At 46.4% G+C, this 19,932-nt stretch carries 15 protein-coding genes, 1 pseudogene and 1 riboswitch; of the genes and pseudogenes, 15 read left to right on the top strand and 1 reads right to left on the bottom strand.

Annotated elements, in window-relative coordinates:
* Positions 1–1,456 precede the first annotated feature (1,456 nt).
* A complete protein-coding gene (locus tag B9Z54_RS03225; protein ID WP_113927081.1) occupies positions 1,457–2,362 on the bottom strand; it encodes a hypothetical protein in 906 nt (301 codons plus the stop codon).
* Between the two features lie 186 nt (positions 2,363–2,548).
* Here B9Z54_RS03225 and B9Z54_RS03230 point away from each other — a divergent pair, with 186 nt between their 5' ends.
* From B9Z54_RS03230 to purH, 15 genes and pseudogenes are all read left to right on the top strand, one after another.
* Entirely contained in the window at positions 2,549–3,004 is a 456-nt protein-coding gene (locus B9Z54_RS03230) for a GNAT family N-acetyltransferase (protein ID WP_113927082.1), read from the top strand.
* Between the two features lie 290 nt (positions 3,005–3,294).
* Complete coding sequence (locus B9Z54_RS03235; RefSeq protein WP_162785076.1) at positions 3,295–5,877, top strand: PAS domain S-box protein; 2,583 nt, start codon at positions 3,295–3,297, stop codon at positions 5,875–5,877.
* A gap of 633 nt (positions 5,878–6,510) precedes the next feature.
* Positions 6,511–7,053: a DUF2179 domain-containing protein gene (locus B9Z54_RS03240; RefSeq protein ID WP_481747776.1), complete on the top strand. Its 543-nt coding sequence runs from the start codon at positions 6,511–6,513 to the stop codon at positions 7,051–7,053.
* A complete protein-coding gene (locus tag B9Z54_RS03245) occupies positions 7,040–7,237 on the top strand; it encodes an NETI motif-containing protein (RefSeq protein WP_113927085.1) in 198 nt (65 codons plus the stop codon). Before B9Z54_RS03240 ends, B9Z54_RS03245 begins: the two co-directional genes overlap by 14 nt.
* 77 nt (positions 7,238–7,314) lie before the next feature.
* Positions 7,315–7,416, top strand: a riboswitch (purine riboswitch).
* Positions 7,417–7,666: 250 nt separating this feature from the next.
* A complete protein-coding gene (gene purE, locus B9Z54_RS03250) occupies positions 7,667–8,155 on the top strand; it encodes a 5-(carboxyamino)imidazole ribonucleotide mutase (protein ID WP_113927086.1) in 489 nt (162 codons plus the stop codon).
* Positions 8,142–9,302 carry a 5-(carboxyamino)imidazole ribonucleotide synthase gene (purK, locus tag B9Z54_RS03255; RefSeq protein ID WP_205207664.1) on the top strand — a complete coding sequence of 387 codons (1,161 nt, stop codon included), beginning with the start codon at positions 8,142–8,144 and terminating at the stop codon, positions 9,300–9,302. Before purE ends, purK begins: the two co-directional genes overlap by 14 nt.
* Positions 9,299–10,594 carry an adenylosuccinate lyase gene (gene purB, locus B9Z54_RS03260; protein WP_113927087.1) on the top strand — a complete coding sequence of 432 codons (1,296 nt, stop codon included), beginning with the start codon at positions 9,299–9,301 and terminating at the stop codon, positions 10,592–10,594. The genes purK and purB overlap by 4 nt, the downstream gene beginning before the upstream one ends.
* A 154-nt stretch (positions 10,595–10,748) precedes the next feature.
* On the top strand, positions 10,749–11,474 hold the full coding sequence (gene purC / locus B9Z54_RS03265) for a phosphoribosylaminoimidazolesuccinocarboxamide synthase (RefSeq protein ID WP_113927088.1): 726 nt from the start codon (positions 10,749–10,751) through the stop codon (positions 11,472–11,474).
* A complete protein-coding gene (gene purS / locus B9Z54_RS03270; protein ID WP_113927089.1) occupies positions 11,462–11,716 on the top strand; it encodes a phosphoribosylformylglycinamidine synthase subunit PurS in 255 nt (84 codons plus the stop codon). The genes purC and purS overlap by 13 nt, the downstream gene beginning before the upstream one ends.
* Positions 11,713–12,399 (top strand): phosphoribosylformylglycinamidine synthase subunit PurQ, encoded by a 687-nt coding sequence (gene purQ, locus B9Z54_RS03275; RefSeq protein WP_113927090.1) that lies wholly within the window; start codon positions 11,713–11,715, stop codon positions 12,397–12,399. The genes purS and purQ overlap by 4 nt, the downstream gene beginning before the upstream one ends.
* A complete protein-coding gene (gene purL / locus B9Z54_RS03280; protein WP_113927091.1) occupies positions 12,383–14,614 on the top strand; it encodes a phosphoribosylformylglycinamidine synthase subunit PurL in 2,232 nt (743 codons plus the stop codon). Before purQ ends, purL begins: the two co-directional genes overlap by 17 nt.
* Entirely contained in the window at positions 14,590–16,011 is a 1,422-nt protein-coding gene (purF, locus tag B9Z54_RS03285) for an amidophosphoribosyltransferase (RefSeq protein ID WP_113927095.1), read from the top strand. The genes purL and purF overlap by 25 nt, the downstream gene beginning before the upstream one ends.
* A 12-nt stretch (positions 16,012–16,023) precedes the next feature.
* Complete coding sequence (purM, locus tag B9Z54_RS03290; RefSeq protein WP_113927092.1) at positions 16,024–17,070, top strand: phosphoribosylformylglycinamidine cyclo-ligase; 1,047 nt, start codon at positions 16,024–16,026, stop codon at positions 17,068–17,070.
* Positions 17,071–17,169: 99 nt separating this feature from the next.
* Complete coding sequence (purN, locus tag B9Z54_RS03295) at positions 17,170–17,751, top strand: phosphoribosylglycinamide formyltransferase (protein WP_113927093.1); 582 nt, start codon at positions 17,170–17,172, stop codon at positions 17,749–17,751.
* Between the two features lie 33 nt (positions 17,752–17,784).
* A pseudogene (purH, locus tag B9Z54_RS03300) lies at positions 17,785–19,319 on the top strand (bifunctional phosphoribosylaminoimidazolecarboxamide formyltransferase/IMP cyclohydrolase).
* The last annotated feature ends 613 nt before the right edge of the window (positions 19,320–19,932 follow it).

Consider the following 19,932-nt stretch of genomic DNA (forward strand, 5'->3'; position numbering starts at 1 on the left):
TGGGCGTCTGCCCAMTGAGGATGCGAACGAGCGAAGCGGACGAAGAGATTCGCCGCTCATCGCTCGTCCTCGCCTTCAGCGCCGATGGTAGTTGGGTCTCCCCCTGTGAGAGTAGGACGTCGCCAGGCAATCAGAGAGTACCCGAGGAGTGCTCTTTTGTGTTACAAAAGAAAAGGAGAGACTGCTCTTCCCTTTCGCAAATTAATAAGACGCAGGAGCGAGGATGGGGAGGAGCAAGAAGGTCGAGGACGAGAGGGAGAGAACACCGGAGTGGGCTCTGCCCATGAGGATGTGAACGAGCGAAGCGGACGAAGAGATTCGCCGCTCATCGCCGTCCGAGCCTTCAGCGCCGATGGTAGTTGGGGACTCCCCTTGTGAGAGTAGGACGTCGCCAGGCAATCAGAGAGTACCCGAAGTGGTGTCTCTTTTTGTGTATAAAAAAGGGGAGATCCCCAAAGTAGATTCTCTTTCAACGCAGGAGCGAGGATGGAGAAAAGCAAGAAGGTCGAGGACACGAGGGAGAGAGCACCGGAGTGGGCTCTGCCCATGAGGATGCGAACGAGCGAAGCGGACGAAGAGATTCGCCGCTCATCACCGTCCTCGCCTTCAGCGCCGATGGTAGTTGGGGACTCCCCCTGTGAGAGTAGGACGTCGCCAGGCAATCAAAAGAGTACCCGAAGGGGTGCTCTTTTTTTGTATTCCAAAAGAAAAGGGGGAGATCCCCTTCCGCCCTTCAATAAAAAGCAGGAGCGAGGATGGGGAGCAGAAAGAAGAGCAAAAAGGTCATATACTTGAAGGTGAGATCTTTCCCGCTGAATTCACATCATGTACCCGAGTTGGCTGTTTGGAGATATGATCTTTCCTATTGGCTCTTTATCATGTACCCAAATTGGCTTCTTGGGTACATCATCTTTCTTGCTGGCTCTACATCATGTACCCAAGGCCGCTGCTTGGAGACAACATCTTTTCTATTGGCTCCACATCATGCACCCAAGGTCGCTGCTTGAAGACATCATCTTTTCTATTGGCTCTACATCATGTACCCAAGTTCGCTGCTTGGAGACATCATCTCTTCTGTTAGCTCTATATCATGTACCCAAGTTGGCTTCTTGGGTACATCATCTTTCTTGCTGGCTCCACATCATGTACCCAAGTTTGCTCCTTGGATACATCATCTCTCCTATTGGCTCTTTATCATGTTCCCAACTTCGCTACTTGGAGACATGATCTTTCCTATTGGCTCCACTTCATGTACCCAAGCCAGCTGCTTAGAGATAACTGCCCTCCCAATACAACCTCAGCGTGTAATCAAGATTGATATTTGCGAACGAAGAGATTCGCGGCTCATCGCCGTCCTCGTCTTCAGTGCCGATAGGCTGTTTAAGAACAAAATAAAGATATTAAATTCAGTGTTAAATCGATAGTGGAACAGCCGATTTCATTGGGGAATCGGCTTCTATTTGATGTTTTCCTCCAACAACTCTTCAAAGTTATCAGGGATGGTGTGCCCCATTCCTTCTATAACGATCAATTTACAAGGAATCTTGTATTTTTCAAAAGTAGGTAGTGCCTCCATGACGTTATGATAGAAATAATCTTTGTCCCCAGTGATAATAACCAATTTCACCTTTGTTTTTTGGTGTTTTTTTAAGGTTTCTTCTATAGTATCCAGGTTAGACAGAGTAGGCACTAGGGCAATAACTGTATCGTAATTACTATTGAGTTCAAAATACATTTTAATTGCTGTATCTGCTCCTTGGGATGCACCGAATATAATATTACTTTTATTAGATTTAGAGTGTGGACGTTCAATATCTGTCTTAGCCACATCATAATCATCCCAATGATAGCAGCCATTACTGAACAATTGAGAGGATTGGACAAAGGAAAATAAATATCTTTCTTTAAGATTGTCTGTCACTATTTGCTCTGAAAAGTCTAAGGCATTTGAATTTTTCCAATGTAATGCGGTAATAGTGGTTTCAGATTCATCATTTCCTACCGTATGAAGTACTGAACTTGAGTTCCTTTTATGAAAATTATATAATTTTCCGCTTTTATGGATGATTTCTGCAAATTCCTCTGAGTCTTGTATTATGGACAAGTCGGTATCATTTTTTAGTATGGCGGGATTCCAGTATGAACCTTTATTTAAGACTTCTTTTAGTTCTGAAAGAGCTTTCTCTTTATTATTCTGTATACAATAAATACCTGATAGCCAATGTCCGATTCTATCAATTTTATTAGGAAAAATGGTTTTTGCAGTTTCTAAATTTGAAATTGCCTCTTTAAACTGTTCCTCTTTGATTAAGTTGATAGCAGATTTTTGCAGGTTTAAAAATTCTAAGAATGTTTTACTCATATTATCACTCCTTTTATTATAGAGTAATTAAAATTACTTTATAATGCAATAAAATTTTAGGTATCGGCTGAAACTGAAGGGAAGAAGAACAGTTTTGTTTGAGTAAAGAAAATAAAAAGGGTTTTCCGGAAGGATGAAGAATCATAAGATTAGATTAGTATCTGCCTATTATAAGGGGTGATTACTATGGAGATTAAGGTGGATGATTTAACGGGTGAGGATGTTAAGGCGTTGATCATGGATCACCTCCAGAACATGGCGCTGCATTCACCAGAAGAAAGCAGGCATGCATTGAATCTGGACGGTTTGAGGAAACCAGGGATCACTTTTTGGAGTGCGTGGGAGGAAGAAGAGCTGGTTGGCTGCGGAGCCCTTAAAGAGCTGGACTCCAGCCATGGGGAGATTAAGTCGATGAAAACTTCTCCTCTGCATTTGAGGAAGGGAGTGTCAAAACAGATTCTTCAATTTATTATTAATGAGGCAGAGAAGCGGGGCTATAAAAGGCTGAGCTTGGAGACGGGTTCAATGATTGCTTTTGAACCTGCCAGGAAGCTGTATGAGCGTTTTGGTTTTAGTTACTGTGAACCCTTTGGAGATTATAAAGAAGATGCCAATAGTGTTTTTATGACAAAGGAACTCTAATTGAGGGGGTATATGTAACTGTTTCTCCTTATAGTGGAAGCTATCCTGCCTATTTTCGCACATTAAAGTTTGCGATTTCATCTAATATGTGATTGACTTTTCTGTCATTTTAGAATACCTTTAAATTATAATTCAGAGTTCGAAATAGTAATGTTGTAATATACACTCCTCATTTATCTTCTGGGCAGTTGTTCCTCTTTTTAAACTTCAATCATTAGACTTTGGCTTTGGTGTACCGCAATTTTTTTCTATAAATCTCTTAAATTTTTAATATGGAAAGGGGGGAAGGGATGAGTGCCCCGACCGCTGTAAGTAAGGAAATCCATGCCCTTCTTGCCGCCTTTTACGAGAATACTGATGATGCTGTATTGATTACGCAGTTTGCCGCTGATGGTTCCTGGGATTGCTTCTTTATAGGGGCGAACCCTGCTGCTTGTGATTTGCTTGGGTATGAAAAGGAGGATTTGCTGAAAATGAATCCTGATCAAACCCTGTTTTCCAATATTAGCAGCATGCTGTTGGAATTAATAAAAAAACGTCTTATAGAGACAAAGCTGGCCATGCTTGAATTTGAGCTTCACATAAAAGACCGAGAATCTGTTGTTGTTGAGATGAAGTCATCATTGGTTGAGGTAAACAGTAAGCAATTTGTTCTTCATATAATCAGGAACATTGAGACAAAAAAAGCTGTCCAGGATAAGTGGCTGGCTGAAAAGAACAGAACGATGGAGCTTCTTGATGGTGTGCAGGCTTATATCATTGTCATGGACCGGTGCGGACAAATCATTGGCATGAATAGGTTCAGTGAGTTGAAGACGGGTTACTCCACAGACGAGGTGAAAGGCAGGGTGATTTGGGACTTCCTTGTGAATGAAAAGCAGCGGAAATCCTTTAAACGCGCCTGTCAAAGAGGCTTTAATCCTGTTGAAAATTATGAAGGCTGCTGGATATCAAAAGAGGGAGAGAAGCTTTTTATCCAATGGTCGGTATCCTTCTTGAACGAGGACGAAACCGGACAAGGATATATCATCGGGTCGGGTATTGATATTTCCCAAAGGAAGCAATATGAAGAAACTCTTTTGGAGAGTACCTTAAAGTACCGCAGCCTTATTGAAGATAACCCGGATGGCATTGTAGTTTTTTCAGAGGAAAATATGATTTATTTGAACAAAGAGGCCCAGAAAATTTTAGGCTATCTTTCTGAAGTGGCCAGAAGAGATTCATTGTTCTCCAGAGTGCATCCTTTTGACAGGGATAAAGCTGCAGCCTATTTCAGCAGCATGCTGAACAAGGAAAATTTATCCCATAATATTATTGATATCGAGGTCATCAGGCCGGATTCCAGCAGAGTGACCGTGGAAGTGAAGGGGATTACGAAGAAGGTCCAGGACGAGACGTTCATTCACCTGGTGATTAGAGACGTCAGTATGCAAAAGAGGGCGGAATCTGATTTAAGGAAGATGAACGGGAGGATGGAAAATATCCTGAGTTCGACAGATGAAATCCTCATCGGCCTTTGCCAAGATCGTCGGGTAACCTTTGTGAATCATTCCCTGGTCAAATTGCTTGGCGGGGAAGAAAGTGATTTCTCGGGTATAGAGGGACAAGCTTTATTTGATAGATTGTCCGGATTAGGAGGGAGCCAGAAGCCGATCCTTCTTCTCGATTTGATGAACGAAAATGAACCGCAAGAAATCTATATATTTCAAAATGGGCAGCGGAAATATTTTGAAGTGAAGGTTCTTTCTCTTGGCTTGGATGAAGGAGCTTTAGTCACGATGTATGATATCACTGACAGGAAATTACTTGAACAGCAGCGGGAGAAATATTATGATGCGATTGCTTGCGGCATAACGGTCCAGGATAGCAGCGGAAGGATTATTTTTGCCAACCAGAATGCTGAGGAGATTATCGGGTATTCCAAGGAGAAAATCAAGAAGCTAAGCTTGGAAAATCACAAGTGGCTGATTTTGGATGAGAATGGTGCAGAACTTGACCTCAAAGAGCATCCGTGGAGAAGAGCGGTACGTACGCAAAAGGAAATCAGGAATTTTATATTGGGTTTCCACCATCCAACGCATAACACCCTGAAGTGGGTTCTTGTCAATACAAGGAATGTCCTTAGAGATGATGAAGATACAGTAGAAAAAGTCATTGCTACTTTCCATGATATTACGGGCAAGGTTGAAATGGATAAGATTATCAAAGAGAAAGAAAAACTTGCACTCGCGGGACAGCTTGCTGCAGGTGTGGCACATGAGATCAAAAATCCCCTGACAAGCAGCCTTGGATTTTTAAAGTTGATGCGTGATGAAGAGTTGATTAACCATGACTATCTGGATATCGTGTTGAATGAGCTGGAAAGCATCAATTTAGTTACAAGCGAGTTCCTTGCTTTGGCCGAACCAGAAGCGGCAATGGAGGAAGATATCCTGCTGTTCGAGGATATCCTCATTCCTTTGGTTTCTTCCTTTAGGCGCCAGCTTATAGAGAGAGGTGCAGGTATCGAATTCCATATGACTCCTTCCCGCCAGGAACTTCGGGGAGTAAAGGAAAAGATCCGGCAGCTGTTTATGAATATCTTCAGGAACAGCCTGGAAGCTATGCCGCGTGGTGGGACAATAGATATATCGGCAATCCGAGAACACAAGAACATAGTGGTCCGGATCAAGGACGAAGGTGTGGGAATTGCCCCCGAGCGTTTAAAGCGCCTGGGTGAACCCTTTTATTCTATCAAAGAAAAGGGAACGGGACTTGGCCTTCTCCTTTGCAAGAAGATTGCCCATGAGCATAAAGGGACGCTGGTCATTAAAAGTGTGCAGGGAAGAGGGACGATAGTAGAAGTAAGTCTTCCTCTGGCAGAAAGAAGATAGTGAAAAGAGGGTGGGGTATCCACTCTCTTTTTTCTTTTCATGGAGGGCGAGTAGAAGTATTGACGATAAAATGGTGGTTTCTGCCGATGAAAAGGGAAAAAAGCTACTTGGGGACATCTTCTCTTTGGTTTACCCACTTCATGTACCCGAGCTAGCTACTTGGGGACATCTTCTCTTTGGTTTGCTCACTTCATGTACCCGAGCTAGCTACTTGGGGACATCTTCTTTTCGGTTTGCCCACTTCATGTACCCGAGCTAGCTACTTGGGAACATCTTCTCTTTGGTTTACCCGCTTCATGTACCCGAGCTAGCTACTTGGGGGCATCTTCTTTTCGGTCCACTCCACTTCATGTACCCGAGCTAGCTACTTGGGGACATCTTCTCTTTGGTTTACCCACTTCATGTACCCGAGCTAGCTACTTGGGGACATCTTCTTATCGGTTTGCCCACTTCATGTACCCCAGTGCAGTCACTCCTTTTCGCCCTTTATCGTAATTTGCGGATTAACTGTTCACAAAAAGGGAAAATTCTAGTAGAGTAGGTAGAAATCCGGGGATGGCGGGACAATTTCAATCCTTCCGCTGTTCGGATTATCAGAGGAGGAGAGACGGCTTGCTTGAGAATAGTTATGTCATGGTCGCCATCATTCTGATCATTAATATAGTGTACGTTTCATTTTTCACGATGCGAATGATTCTTACCTTGAAGGGTTACCGGTATGTTGCGGCTTTTGTGAGTATGTTTGAAGTTGTCATTTATGTTGTGGGACTCGGCCTGGTATTGGATAATCTGAACGAGATTCAGAATCTGGCGGCCTATGCTATTGGGTACGGACTTGGAGTCATTGTCGGGATGAAAATTGAGGAGAAGCTCGCTCTGGGATACATCACCGTCAATGTGATTACGGCAGATTATGATAAAGACCTTCCAGACAGATTACGTTCCAGAGGGTATGGGGTGACCAACTGGGCTGCCCATGGCCTGGAAGGAGACAGGATGGCCATGCAGATCCTGACCCCGAGAAAGTATGAAATGAAGCTTTATCAGACCATCAAGGAGCTGGATCCGAAAGCCTTCATTATCGCTTATGAGCCAAAGACGATCCACGGAGGCTTCTGGGTGAAGACAGTTAGAAAAATCAGAAAGGAAAATTTGCCTGCCAATGAACAAAAATAAAAAAATGTTTGAAGTGGAAGATAATGAAAGTATTGCCCAGTGTCTCGACAGAATGAAACGGGAGGGCTATTCACCTGTGAGAAGGATGGAAAAGCCTGTTTTTAACGAAGAGAAGAAGAATGGCAAGGTGGAATATGTTCCTGCTAAACAAAAAATTGTATTTGAAGGAAGAAAAAACGATTAAAATACGAACATTAATTTTCTGAATATTATTATCGTTCGATTTCTCGTTGACAGTTGCGTTGTGCTGTTGTTATGATGAAAACAACAAGAAAACACCCTCATATAATCTTGGGAATATGGCCCATAAGTATCTACCCGGTTACCGTAAATGACTGGACTATGAGGGAAAGTAGCTGTCTGGTAAACAACCCGGCCACAGGTCTATCCTTTTTTTGGGGGACCGGTGCCCAGGTTGTTGGAGCCCGGTTTAACTGCTTTCTCTCATGAGAAGCGTTAATCCGGGCTTTTGTGTTTTTATCTCTTTATAAGAGCTGCCCGTTGATGTTGTTTTTAGAGCTTTAAAGCTGGCACCAGCCAGAAGCACGCGCCAAAGAAAAATCCAACGAACCCATTAAATAGAACCAAAATATAAATTCCAGGAGGTAACAAAATGCAGCCAAAAGTAGGAGTTGTCATGGGAAGTACTTCTGATTGGAAAACAATGAAGCAAGCTTGTGATATTCTAGACGAGTATGGCATCATTTACGAGAAAAAAGTTGTCTCTGCTCACAGGACGCCTGACCTCATGTTCGATTATGCAGAGAGTGCCCGTGAAAGAGGGTTGAAAGTGATCATTGCCGGTGCTGGCGGTGCCGCGCATCTTCCGGGAATGCTGGCAGCGAAAACTACTCTTCCTGTCATCGGTGTGCCTGTCCAGTCCAAAGCCCTTAATGGTCTGGATTCGCTTTTATCCATCGTGCAGATGCCTGGCGGTGTTCCGGTTGCGACCGTGGCGATCGGTGAAGCGGGAGCGAAGAATGCGGGGCTGCTGGCGGCACAGATTCTTTCAACGCAGGACGAGGAGATTGCCCGCCGTCTGGATCAGAATAGAGAAGCTTTAAAACAAAAAGTGTTGGAGAGCAGTGATGAGCTTGAATAACAAGGTGATCTACCCAGGACAGACAATCGGGATTATCGGCGGCGGCCAGCTTGGCAGAATGATGGCGCTGGCAGCGAAGGAAGCGGGTTTCAAGATCGCTGTTCTAGACCCGGGCAGCAACTCTCCATGCGCACAGATTGCAGATGAGGTGATCGTAGCGGATTATGAAGATCGTGATGCGTTGGAAAAACTGGCGGCAATCAGCGATGTGATAACATATGAATTTGAAAATATAGATTATGAAGCACTGAAGGACCTTACGGAAAAAGCGTATGTTCCTCAGGGAGCGGAATTAATCCGGATTACCCAGAACAGGATTGCGGAAAAAGAAGCCCTAGTATACGGAGGGGTGGAAGTTGCTCCTTATGAAGTCATCAACAGCCAACAGGAAATCGGCGGAAAGGCGGATAAGCTTGGCTACCCGGTTGTCCTGAAGACAGCAAGAGGCGGGTATGACGGCAAGGGGCAGGTCGTTCTCTATGAAGAGGGAGATATAGAAAAAGCCGCAGTCCTGCTTGCTAACGGACCTTGTGTTCTTGAAAAATGGATGCTCTTTGAGAAAGAAGTATCCGTCATTGTGACAAGGACACCTTCGGGGAATCTCAGTATTTTTCCGGCTGTCGAGAATATCCACCGCGACAATATCCTTCATCAGACTATTGCTCCTGCCAGAATAAGCCATACAGACAATGAGAAGGCTGTAAGTATAGCAAAAAAAGTGGCTGAAACTCTGGATATGGTCGGTACACTGGCTGTTGAAATGTTCTTAACAGCTTCTGGTGAGATTTATGTTAATGAGCTGGCGCCGCGCCCGCATAATTCCGGTCACTTTTCCATCGAGGCCTGTGAGACGTCGCAATTTGCGCAGCATATCAGGGCAATCTGCAACTGGCCGTTGAAAGGCACGGACATCATCAAACCTGCAGTTATGGTCAATGTATTGGGAGAACATCTTGGTGCAGTGGTGGAAAGCATCCCGAATCAGCCCGACTGGAGCCTCCATCTCTATGGAAAAGATGAACCAAAAGCGAAGCGCAAAATGGGGCATGTGACCATTCTGGCGAGTGATATTGAGACAACGTTACAAAAAGTAAATGAAACAGGCATATGGGACAGTAAAGAGACGATCGGAGGAAAACTATCATGATTGAACGTTATACCCGCCCGGAAATGGGAGCGATATGGACAGAGGAGAACCGCTTTCAGGCATGGCTTGAAGTAGAGATATTGGCCTGTGAGGCATGGGCTGAAATCGGCGACATCCCTAAGGAGGATGTTGCGAAGATCAGGGAGAATGCCGGCTTTGATGTAGAGCGGATCAAAGAAATTGAAGAAGAAACACGGCATGATGTGGTGGCTTTTACAAGAGCGGTTTCCGAGACGCTTGGCGAGGAGCGCAAATGGGTTCACTACGGCCTGACTTCAACGGATGTTGTTGATACCGCCCTTTCTTATGTGCTTCGCCAGGCAAACGAAATCATCAGTAAGGACCTGGAGAACTTCATCGAGATCCTTAAGAATAAGGCGATTGAACATAAGGATACCGTAATGATGGGGAGAACGCATGGTGTACACGCGGAGCCGACAACGTTCGGATTGAAGCTTGCCCTTTGGTATGAAGAAATGAAGAGAAACTTGAAGCGTTTTAGAGAAGCGGCTGAAGGAGTAGAGTTCGGTAAAATCTCCGGTGCAGTCGGGACTTATGCGAATATCGATCCCTTCATCGAATCTTATGTGTGCGAAAAGCTCGGATTGACCGCAGCGCCTGTCTCAACGCAGACGCTGCAGCGCGACCGTCACGCCCATTACATGAGCACGATCGCCCTGATTGCGACTTCCATCGAGAAGTTTGCCGTGGAGATCCGTGGTCTTCAAAAAAGTGAAACGCGCGAAGTGGAAGAATTTTTTGCGAAAGGCCAAAAAGGATCTTCCGCAATGCCGCATAAACGCAATCCGATTGGGTCGGAGAATATGACAGGAATGGCCCGTGTCATCAGAGGATATATGATGACTGCTTATGAGAATGTTCCGCTTTGGCATGAGCGTGATATCTCTCACTCTTCCGCGGAACGGGTGATCCTGCCGGATGCGACCATCGCGCTGAACTATATGCTGAACCGTTTCAGCAATATCGTTAAGAATCTGACCGTTTATCCTGAGAATATGCAGCGAAATATGAATGCTTCGCTCGGACTGATTTATTCTCAGCGTGTCCTGCTTGCTCTTATCGACAAAGGGATGGCTCGTGAGGAAGCGTATGATACGGTTCAGCCGAAAGCAATGGAAGCATGGGAGCAGCAAGTGCCATTCCGTACTCTTATAGAGGGCGAAGAGAAAATCACATCCAGGCTTTCACCTGCTGAGATTGACGACTGCTTTGATTACCGTCACCACCTGAAGCATGTCGACACGATCTTCGAGCGCTGCGGATTGAAGTAATTCTATATAAGGAAGAGAGGGGTCTCTTCCTTTTTTATGAAACATAGACTGAAGATTGCTAATATTCAATGATAATTTAACGCTTTAAATCGCTAAGAGTGACTGTTCCTCTTAGTGCGGTGAAGCGGTAAAGTATTGAAAAGGGGTGCAGGGGATGCAGAAGCAGGGTCTTTTATACGAGGGGAAAGCAAAGAGGATCTACAGTACGGAGAACAACGAAGAGGTATGGGTGGAATATAAGGATTCGGCGACTGCCTTTAATGGGGAGAAGAAGGCGGAGATCGGCGGCAAAGGGGTTTTGAATAACGAGATTAGCAGTCTGCTGTTTTCAAAGCTGAAGAACAAGGGGATTGAGAGTCATTTTATCAAAAGGATTTCAGAGAATGAGCAGCTGGTGAAACGGGTGGATATCATTCCTCTGGAGGTTGTGGTCAGAAATGTTGCGGCCGGAAGTTTAGCGAAACGACTTGGATTGGAAGAAGGAACACCTTTAAGGCACAGTATCGTGGAATTTTACTATAAAGACGACGAGCTCGGTGATCCGCTGCTGACGGATGCCCATATCGAGCTACTGGAGCTGGCAAGCCGTGAAGAGGTTGAGTTCCTGAAGATTCAAGCGTTGAAAGTGGATGGAGTGTTAACGGGAATTTTTGAGGAAATAGACATCAAATTGATCGATTTCAAACTGGAGTTCGGAAAAGACAGTGAAGGCCAGATTGTGCTCGCTGACGAAATTTCGCCTGATACCTGCAGGCTCTGGGACATGGAAACAGACCAGAAGCTTGATAAAGATGTATTCCGCAGGGGATTGGGCAGTTTGACAGAGGTTTATTCTATTATTCTGGAACGATTGGGAGGAAAAGAAGCATGTACAAAGTAAAAGTATTTATCACGTTAAGAGAAAGCGTATTGGATCCACAGGGGAAAGCTGTCCAGAACTCACTTCACAGCATGAATTACAGCGGTGTGGAAGATGTGCGCATCGGTAAATATATGGAACTGACCATCTCTCCTTCTGATAAGAGTGTGGAAGAAACCGTTGATGAAATGTGCAGCAAGCTGCTGGCCAATCCGGTCATCGAGGATTACCGCTACGAAATTGAGGAGTTGACGGTTCAATGAAGTTTGCTGTAATCGTATTTCCGGGCTCGAACTGTGATATCGATATGTACCATGCCATCAAGGATGAAATCGGGGAAGAGGTTGAATATGTCTGGCATGACGCTGACAATCTGGAAGACTATGATGCTATTCTTCTGCCGGGCGGATTCTCTTATGGAGATTACCTGCGCTGCGGATCGATAGCCCGTTTTTCCAATGTCATGAGTGAAGTGGTCAAAGCAGCTCAAGCGGGAAAACCGGTTCTTGGTGTCTGCAATGGGTTTCAAATTTTACTGGAAGCTGGACTGCTTCCGGGGGCGCTTCTTCGCAATGATGGCTTGAAGTTCATCTGCCGCACGGTGCCGTTGAAGGTTGAGAATAATGAAACGTTGTTTACCGGAAGTTATGAAAAAGGTGCAATCCTGCAAGTGCCTGTCGCCCACGGGGAAGGCAACTATTACTGCGATGAAGAGACTCTGAAAGAATTAAAAGAGAATAACAGAATCGTATTTTCATATGAAGGCAGCAATCCAAATGGAAGTACAGCTGCAATTGCAGGAATCACGAACGCTGCAGGAAATGTCCTTGGAATGATGCCGCATCCTGAACGAGCAATGGATGATCTGCTGGGAAGCGCGGATGGCCTTAAATTATTTCAATCAATTGTAAAGCACTGGAGGGAACAACATGCCGTTAATGCTTGAACCGAATGAAACCAGAATCAAGACCGAGAAAATTTACCGTGAGATGGGACTGACGGATGAAGAGTTCACAATGGTGGAAAACATCCTCGGAAGAACGCCTAACTATACAGAAACGGGACTCTTCTCTGTTATGTGGTCAGAGCATTGCAGCTACAAAAACTCAAAACCGGTCCTGAAGAAATTCCCTGTGACAGGTGAGAGGGTTCTTCAAGGGCCTGGGGAAGGAGCAGGAATTGTCGACATCGGAGACCAGCAAGCAGTTGTTTTCAAGATTGAAAGCCATAATCATCCATCAGCGATCGAACCTTATCAAGGCGCGGCAACAGGTGTTGGCGGAATTATCCGAGATGTATTTTCAATGGGTGCGCGGCCTGTCGCATTACTCAACTCTTTACGCTTTGGAGAATTGGATTCTCCTCGTGTTAAGTACCTTTTTGAAGAAGTAGTCGCAGGCATTGCAGGCTACGGAAACTGCATCGGCATCCCGACAGTCGGCGGAGAAGTCCAGTTCGATGCTGCCTATGAAGGAAACCCTCTTGTAAATGCGATGTGTGTCGGGTTGATCAACCATGAGGACATCCAAAAAGGGATTGCCAAGGGAACCGGCAACACTGTGATGTATATAGGCGCGAAAACAGGGCGCGACGGCATCCATGGAGCGACATTTGCATCAGAAGAGCTTGGCGAAAAATCCGAAGAGAAGCGCCCGGCAGTCCAGGTCGGCGATCCGTTCATGGAAAAACTTCTATTGGAAGCCTGTCTTGAACTGATCAAGTCGGATGCACTTATCGGAATCCAGGATATGGGCGCAGCGGGACTGACCAGTTCATCTGCCGAAATGGCGAGTAAAGCCGGTTCCGGTATCGAGATGAACCTCGACCTTGTGCCGCAGCGTGAAAGAGACATGACTCCATATGAAATGATGCTCTCTGAATCACAGGAAAGAATGCTGATTGTCGTGGAAAAAGGGCGTGAAGCGGAAATCGAGAAGATCGTTTCCAAGTATGACCTGGATGCAGTGGCCATCGGCCGTGTAACAGAGGACCGTACGCTGAGACTTCTTCACAAAGGCGAAATCGTTGCGGACGTGCCTGTTGATGCACTTGCTGAAGACGCTCCTGTATACAATAAGCCATCTCAGGAACCCGCGTATTTTAGAGAGTTCCAGGAAATGAAGGCGGAAACGCCGGCTGTGATCGACCACCAAGACACATTGATCAAGCTGCTTTCACAGCCGACGATTGCAAGCAAAGAGTGGGTCTATGACCAATACGATCATCAGGTGCGCACGAACACAGTTGTAAGCCCGGGATCGGATGCAGCGGTCATCAGGATAAGAGGCACAAAAAAGGCATTGGCGATGACCACGGATTGCAACTCCCGTTATCTCTACCTTGATCCGGAAACAGGAGGGAAGATCGCGGTGGCAGAAGCAGCCCGCAATATCGTCTGCTCAGGAGGCGTTCCGCTCGCGATTACAGACTGCCTGAATTTCGGGAACCCTGAGAAGCCGGAAATTTTCTGGCAGATAGAGAAAGCAGTGGACGGTATGAGCGAGGCTTGTAACATGCTTTCCACACCTGTCATCGGAGGAAACGTTTCTTTATACAATGAGTCAAAAGGCAAAGCCGTCTATCCAACGCCGGTTGTCGGTATGGTCGGGCTTGTAGAAGACCTTTCCCATATCACGACTCAGGAGTTCAAGGCTGTAGGAGATTTAATTTATGTTATCGGCGAAGCAGCAAACGAGTTTGGCGGAAGCGAGCTTCAAAAGATGATGTACGGCAAAATCTTTGGCAAGTCGCCGGCCCTTGACTTGGATGTTGAAAAGAGAAGACAGGAGTCCTTATTAAATGCCATCCGCAAAGGATATGCCGCATCGGCTCATGATATCGCTGAAGGCGGACTCGTTGTCGCAATGGCGGAGGCTACATTCGGTACTGATGGACTCGGCGCGACAATCCGCGTCGGAGCGGATTTGACATCAGAATTATTCAGCGAGACTCAATCCCGCTTCATCGTCTCAGTGAAGAAGGAACATAAAGAAGCGTTTGAAGCAGAAGTGCCTGACGCGAAAATGGTCGGAGAAGTAAATGATTCAGCTTATCTGAAAATTGTCGGTGGAGAAGGCAAAGTCGTTCTGTTATCACCCGTGGAAGAATTGGAATCAGCTTGGAAAGGAGCTATCCCATGCTTGCTGAAATCAAAGGCTTAAATGAAGAGTGCGGTGTATTTGGCATCTGGGGGAACAGCAATGCTTCCCAAATTGCCTACTACGGACTGCACAGTCTCCAGCATCGCGGTCAGGAAGGTGCCGGAATAGTCGTGTCGGATGGAGAAAAGCTTACAGGCTTGAAAGGTGAAGGACTCGTGACAGAGGTATTCCAGCAGGGAGCAATCGACAACTTGCATGGCAAAGCAGCCATCGGCCACGTGCGGTATGCAACGGCGGGAGGCGGAGGATATGAAAATGTCCAGCCTCTGCTTTTTCATTCCGGAAACGGAAGTCTTGCTCTCGCTCATAACGGCAATCTGGTGAATGCCAATGCATTGAAGCATCAGTTGGAAAGCCAGGGAAGTATCTTTCAGACAAGCTCTGATACAGAGGTTCTTGCCCATTTAATCAAGAGGAGCGGATTTCCGACTTTAAAGGACAGGGTAAAAAATGCTTTGACCATGCTTAAGGGAGCTTACGCTTTTGTCATCATGACGGAAACGGAAATGATGGTTGCGCTGGATCCCAACGGGTTAAGGCCGCTGTCACTCGGCAGGATCGGAGACTCTTACTGTGTCGCATCGGAAACTTGTGCCTTTGACATTACGGGTGCTGAATTCGTTCGTGACGTCGAGCCCGGTGAACTATTGATCATCAATGATGAAGGAATCACGTCAGAAAAGTTCACGATTTCATGCAACACGTCCGTTTGTACAATGGAGTATGTTTATTTTTCAAGACCTGACAGCAATATCCATGGCATCAATGTTCACAGTGCGCGGAAGCGGATGGGCATTCAGCTAGCGAAAGAAGCCCCGATTGAGGCAGATGTGGTCACAGGTGTGCCGGACTCCAGTATTTCCAGTGCCATCGGTTATGCGGAGGCTTCAGGAATTCCCTATGAGATGGGATTGATCAAGAACCGGTATGTCGGCAGGACGTTCATCCAGCCTTCCCAGTCGCTGAGGGAGCAGGGTGTGAAGATGAAGCTTTCTCCAGTCAGGGGTGTTGTGGAAGGTAAACGTGTTGTGATGGTTGATGACTCGATTGTCCGCGGGACAACAAGCCGGAGAATCGTCACGATGCTGAAGGAAGCGGGAGCAACGGAGGTCCATGTGGTCATCAGCTCGCCTCCGATCAAGAATCCTTGCTACTACGGAATTGATACCAGCACTCATGAAGAATTGATCGCCAGCACCCGTTCAGTGGAAGAGATCAGGGAGATCATTGGAGCAGATTCGCTGACCTTCTTAAGTGCGGAAGGAATGGTGGAAGCGGTCGGCAGAAAGGATTCTTCTGAAAACCGGGGCCACTGTCTTGCCTGCTTCACCGGAAAATATCCGACTGAAATTTATCCGGATACCCTTCATCCTTATGAAAAAGAGCTCGTACGCTAGGAGGAAAGAATAATGGCTAATGCTTACAAGAATGCGGGTGTCGACATCGATGCCGGCTATGAATCGGTAAACCGGATCAAGAAGCACGTGGAACGGACGAAGCGAAAGGGCATGCTTGGCTCACTTGGAGGCTTTGGCGGAATGTTCGACCTGTCCGAACTCGGATTGAAAGAGCCTGTTTTGGTTTCCGGCACAGACGGTGTAGGGACGAAGCTGAAGCTTGCTTTCATGGCAGACCGCCACGACACGATCGGCATCGACTGCGTGGCGATGTGTGTGAATGATATTATCGTACAGGGCGCCGAGCCCCTCTATTTTCTAGACTATATCGCCTGCGGAAAAGCGGTACCTGAAAAAATCGAAAGCATCGTAAAAGGGATTGCCGATGGCTGTGAAATGGCAGGAGCCGGACTCATAGGCGGCGAAACGGCGGAAATGCCCGGTTTATATGAAATAGACGAGTATGACATTGCCGGTTTTGCCGTGGGAGCTTGTGAAAAAAGTAAGATAATCACAGGCGAAGAAATTTCTGAAGGAAATATGTTAGTCGGCCTTGCTTCGAGTGGTATACACAGTAATGGATACTCTTTAGTGAGAAAGATCTTTTTCAATGATCATTCGTATGAAATGGATGCGTATTTGCCTCAGTTAGAATCGACGCTTGGCGAAGCTTTGCTCACTCCAACCAGGATTTACGTCCAACCGGTTTTAGCGGCCATGAAGAAGTTTTCGATCAAGGGAATGTCCCATATAACGGGCGGCGGATTCATTGAGAACATTCCAAGGATGCTGCCTGAAGGTCTGGGGACGGAAATCGATGCTTCTCGCTGGGAGGTTCCTGCGCTGTTCAATTTGATGTCGGAGTTGGGAAGCATTCCTCGTGAGGAAATGTACAACATCTTTAATATGGGAATCGGATTTGTCATTGCTGTCGATGCTTCCGAAGCAGAAGCTGCAGTGGAATTTTTCAAAGAAATCGGGGAAGAGGCTTACCTCATAGGAAAAGTAACTTCCGGCGAGGGAGTCCGGATCATTGAAGGAGAAAGGCAAGAAGGATAAAATGGGTGCAAAGGTACTCTATCCAACTGGGTGGTATGTGCAAGTTCCCATTTTGGCTTTCGCCTTTTAAATTTGCTTCGGCAGAAATGGGGACCTATGATGAAGAAAATTGCAGTATTTGCTTCTGGAAGCGGAACGAACTTTCAATCGATTGTCGACTCGGTACATAGCGGAAAACTTCAGGCGAGGGTGGAAATCCTGGTGTGTGACCGTCCTGATGCCTTTGTCATTGAAAGGGCAAAAGCAGCAGGGGTCGCGATCTTTGCTTTTAATCCAAAAGAATATAAGTCGAAACCGGACTTCGAAAGGGAAATTGCTGCGGAACTGTTAAACAGGGGAGTGGATTTCCTTGTCCTGGCAGGCTACATGAGGCTGATCGGAAATGTTCTCCTTGAAAATTTTCCTGCGAGAATCGTTAATATCCATCCATCGCTGCTGCCTTCTTTTCCAGGGAAGGATGCTGTTGGACAGGCGATCGATGCTGGCGTAAAGGTAACGGGGGTAACCGTCCATTTTGTAGATGAAGGGATGGACACCGGCCCTATCATCGCCCAGGAAGTTGTCAGGATATCTCCTTTTGATAACAGGCATACGCTTCAGGAGAAGATCCAGGATGTCGAGCACCAGCTGTATCCGGAAACATTGACTCATTTATTCATGACATCGATTCACAAAGTATAAGCATGTTACTGCACTACAAGGAGGAATAGCTTTATGAAGAAAAGAGCACTGATCAGCGTGTCAGATAAAAGCGGCATTGTCGAATTCGCCAGGAATCTTCAAGACCTTGGATATGAACTCATCTCGACTGGAGGAACGAAAACGATCCTGCTTGAAAACGATATTTCAGTCAAAGGCGTTGAAGAAGTGACAGGCTTTCCGGAAATCATGGAAGGCAGAGTGAAGACCCTTCATCCGAAAATCCATGGAGGACTGCTTGCCAAGAGAGATGTCGAAGGACACCGCAAGCAGATGGAAGAACAGGATATCTTTCCGATTGACCTCGTTTGTGTAAACCTCTACCCATTTCAGCAAACAATCGCTAAACCGAATGTCTCTGAAGAAGAGGCTATTGAAAATATTGATATCGGCGGCCCGACCATGCTTCGCGCAGCTGCCAAAAACCATAAATATGTAACGGTTGTGGTCGATTCCCAGGACTATGATCAGGTCGTCAATGAAATCAAGGCAAACGGAGAAGCCCCGGAGCTGTTCCGGAAAAAGCTTGCGGCAAAAGTGTTCCGCCATACAGCAGCCTATGATGCGTATATCTCCCAATTCATGACTGATCTTGCCGGAGAAGAAAGTCCAGAGGCAATGACAGTGACATATGAATTGAAGCAGACATTAAGATACGGCGAGAACCCTCATCAGAAAGCCGCTTTTTATAAGCAGCCCCTTGGTTCGGAATACTCTGTTGCCATGGCAAGGCAGCTTCACGGAAAAGAATTATCCTATAACAATATCAACGATGCGAATGCAGCGCTTCAGATCGTCAAAGAGTTTGATCAACCTGCCGCAGTCGCAGTGAAGCATATGAATCCGTGCGGAGTCGGCACAGGTGAAACGATCGAAGCCGCTTTTTCAAAAGCCTATGAAGCGGATTCAACGTCCATTTTCGGGGGAATCATTGCCCTGAACCGAGCAGTAGATGAAGAAACAGCGGCGCGCCTGCATGAAATTTTCCTTGAGATCATCATCGCGCCTGCCTTCACAGACAGAGCAATGGAGATCCTGACAAGCAAAAAAATATCCGCCTGCTGACGGTTCCATTCGATACTGCCAGGAAAGTGGAAGACAAATTCGTGTCCATTGAAGGCGGGCTTCTTGTCCAGGAGGACGACACCTTTACACTGGAAGATGCCGATGTAAGAGTCGCGACCAAACGCGAACCGACGGAAGCAGAATGGGACGCTCTGAAACTTGGCTGGAAGGTCGTCAAGCACGTGAAATCCAATGCGATCGTTGTTACTGATAAAGATATGACGATCGGAATCGGAGCCGGCCAAATGAATCGTGTCGGAGCCGCAAAAATTGCCCTTGAACAGGCAGGAGCGAAATCACAAGGTGCAGCAATGGCATCTGATGCGTTCTTCCCGATGGATGACACAGTTGAAGCCGCAGCAAAAGCCGGAATTACAGCCATCATCCAGCCGGGTGGATCAATCCGCGATGAAGATTCAATCAAGAAAGCGGATGAATATGGAATCACGATGGTCATGACTGGGGTTCGACACTTTAAACATTAATGAGTTGAGGGGTTCAGCGGCGTCCCCTTTTTAGAAGAATGTTTGGGCGGCGGAATGTGATGTTTCTTTCGCCGCTTTTGCTTTTATATGGGGACCGCTGACTACATTCCATAATGGTATGGTCAGTTGCCGGATGCTGGTTGGCTATTCGCTCTTCGTGATTTATTTATCTCAAGCGAGAGCCTTAAATTCTACGTCGCTGAACCGCCGCCTTCGTTTTATAATTAACCGCCCGCCCAGCGGAGTAGGCGCCTGGAGCGGAAATCAATTACTTTTAATCAACTGGTGTCCTTCGTGGAAGCCATGAGAGGCACTAAAAAGGGAAAAAGTCCTTTTAGTACCCCTCGAGGAAGCCGTGAGAGCCACTAAAAAGGGAAGAAGTCCTTTTAGTGTCCCTCAGGAAAGCCGTGAGAGCCACTAAAAAGAGAAAAAGTCCTTATAGTGTCCCTCGGGGAAGCCGTGAGAGCCACTAAAAAGAGAAAAATTCCTTATAGTGTCCCTCGGGGAAGCCGTGAGAGCCATTAAAAGGGGAAAAAGACCTCCAGGTGTCCTTCGTGGGAATCGTGAGTGCCACTAAGAGGGGAAAAGTCGTCCAGGTGTCCCTCGAGGAAGC

Origin of the sequence: Bacillus sp. P14.5, assembly GCF_003316765.1 — a bacterium.
Lineage (GTDB): Bacteria > Bacillota > Bacilli > Bacillales > Bacillaceae_B > Rossellomorea.

Bases quoted from the DNA above. Each gene is read 5' to 3' on its own strand.
- B9Z54_RS03225 (WP_113927081.1), bottom strand. From the start codon at position 2,362: ATGAGTAAAACATTCTTAGAATTTTTAAACCTGCAAAAATCTGCTATC.
- B9Z54_RS03230 (WP_113927082.1), top strand. From the start codon at position 2,549: ATGGAGATTAAGGTGGATGATTTAACGGGTGAGGATGTTAAGGCGTTG.
- B9Z54_RS03235 (WP_162785076.1), top strand. From the start codon at position 3,295: ATGAGTGCCCCGACCGCTGTAAGTAAGGAAATCCATGCCCTTCTTGCC.
- B9Z54_RS03240 (WP_481747776.1), top strand. From the start codon at position 6,511: ATGGTCGCCATCATTCTGATCATTAATATAGTGTACGTTTCATTTTTC.
- B9Z54_RS03245 (WP_113927085.1), top strand. From the start codon at position 7,040: ATGAACAAAAATAAAAAAATGTTTGAAGTGGAAGATAATGAAAGTATT.
- purE (WP_113927086.1), top strand. From the start codon at position 7,667: ATGCAGCCAAAAGTAGGAGTTGTCATGGGAAGTACTTCTGATTGGAAA.
- purK (WP_205207664.1), top strand. From the start codon at position 8,142: ATGAGCTTGAATAACAAGGTGATCTACCCAGGACAGACAATCGGGATT.
- purB (WP_113927087.1), top strand. From the start codon at position 9,299: ATGATTGAACGTTATACCCGCCCGGAAATGGGAGCGATATGGACAGAG.
- purC (WP_113927088.1), top strand. From the start codon at position 10,749: ATGCAGAAGCAGGGTCTTTTATACGAGGGGAAAGCAAAGAGGATCTAC.
- purS (WP_113927089.1), top strand. From the start codon at position 11,462: ATGTACAAAGTAAAAGTATTTATCACGTTAAGAGAAAGCGTATTGGAT.
- purQ (WP_113927090.1), top strand. From the start codon at position 11,713: ATGAAGTTTGCTGTAATCGTATTTCCGGGCTCGAACTGTGATATCGAT.
- purL (WP_113927091.1), top strand. From the start codon at position 12,383: ATGCCGTTAATGCTTGAACCGAATGAAACCAGAATCAAGACCGAGAAA.
- purF (WP_113927095.1), top strand. From the start codon at position 14,590: ATGCTTGCTGAAATCAAAGGCTTAAATGAAGAGTGCGGTGTATTTGGC.
- purM (WP_113927092.1), top strand. From the start codon at position 16,024: ATGGCTAATGCTTACAAGAATGCGGGTGTCGACATCGATGCCGGCTAT.
- purN (WP_113927093.1), top strand. From the start codon at position 17,170: ATGAAGAAAATTGCAGTATTTGCTTCTGGAAGCGGAACGAACTTTCAA.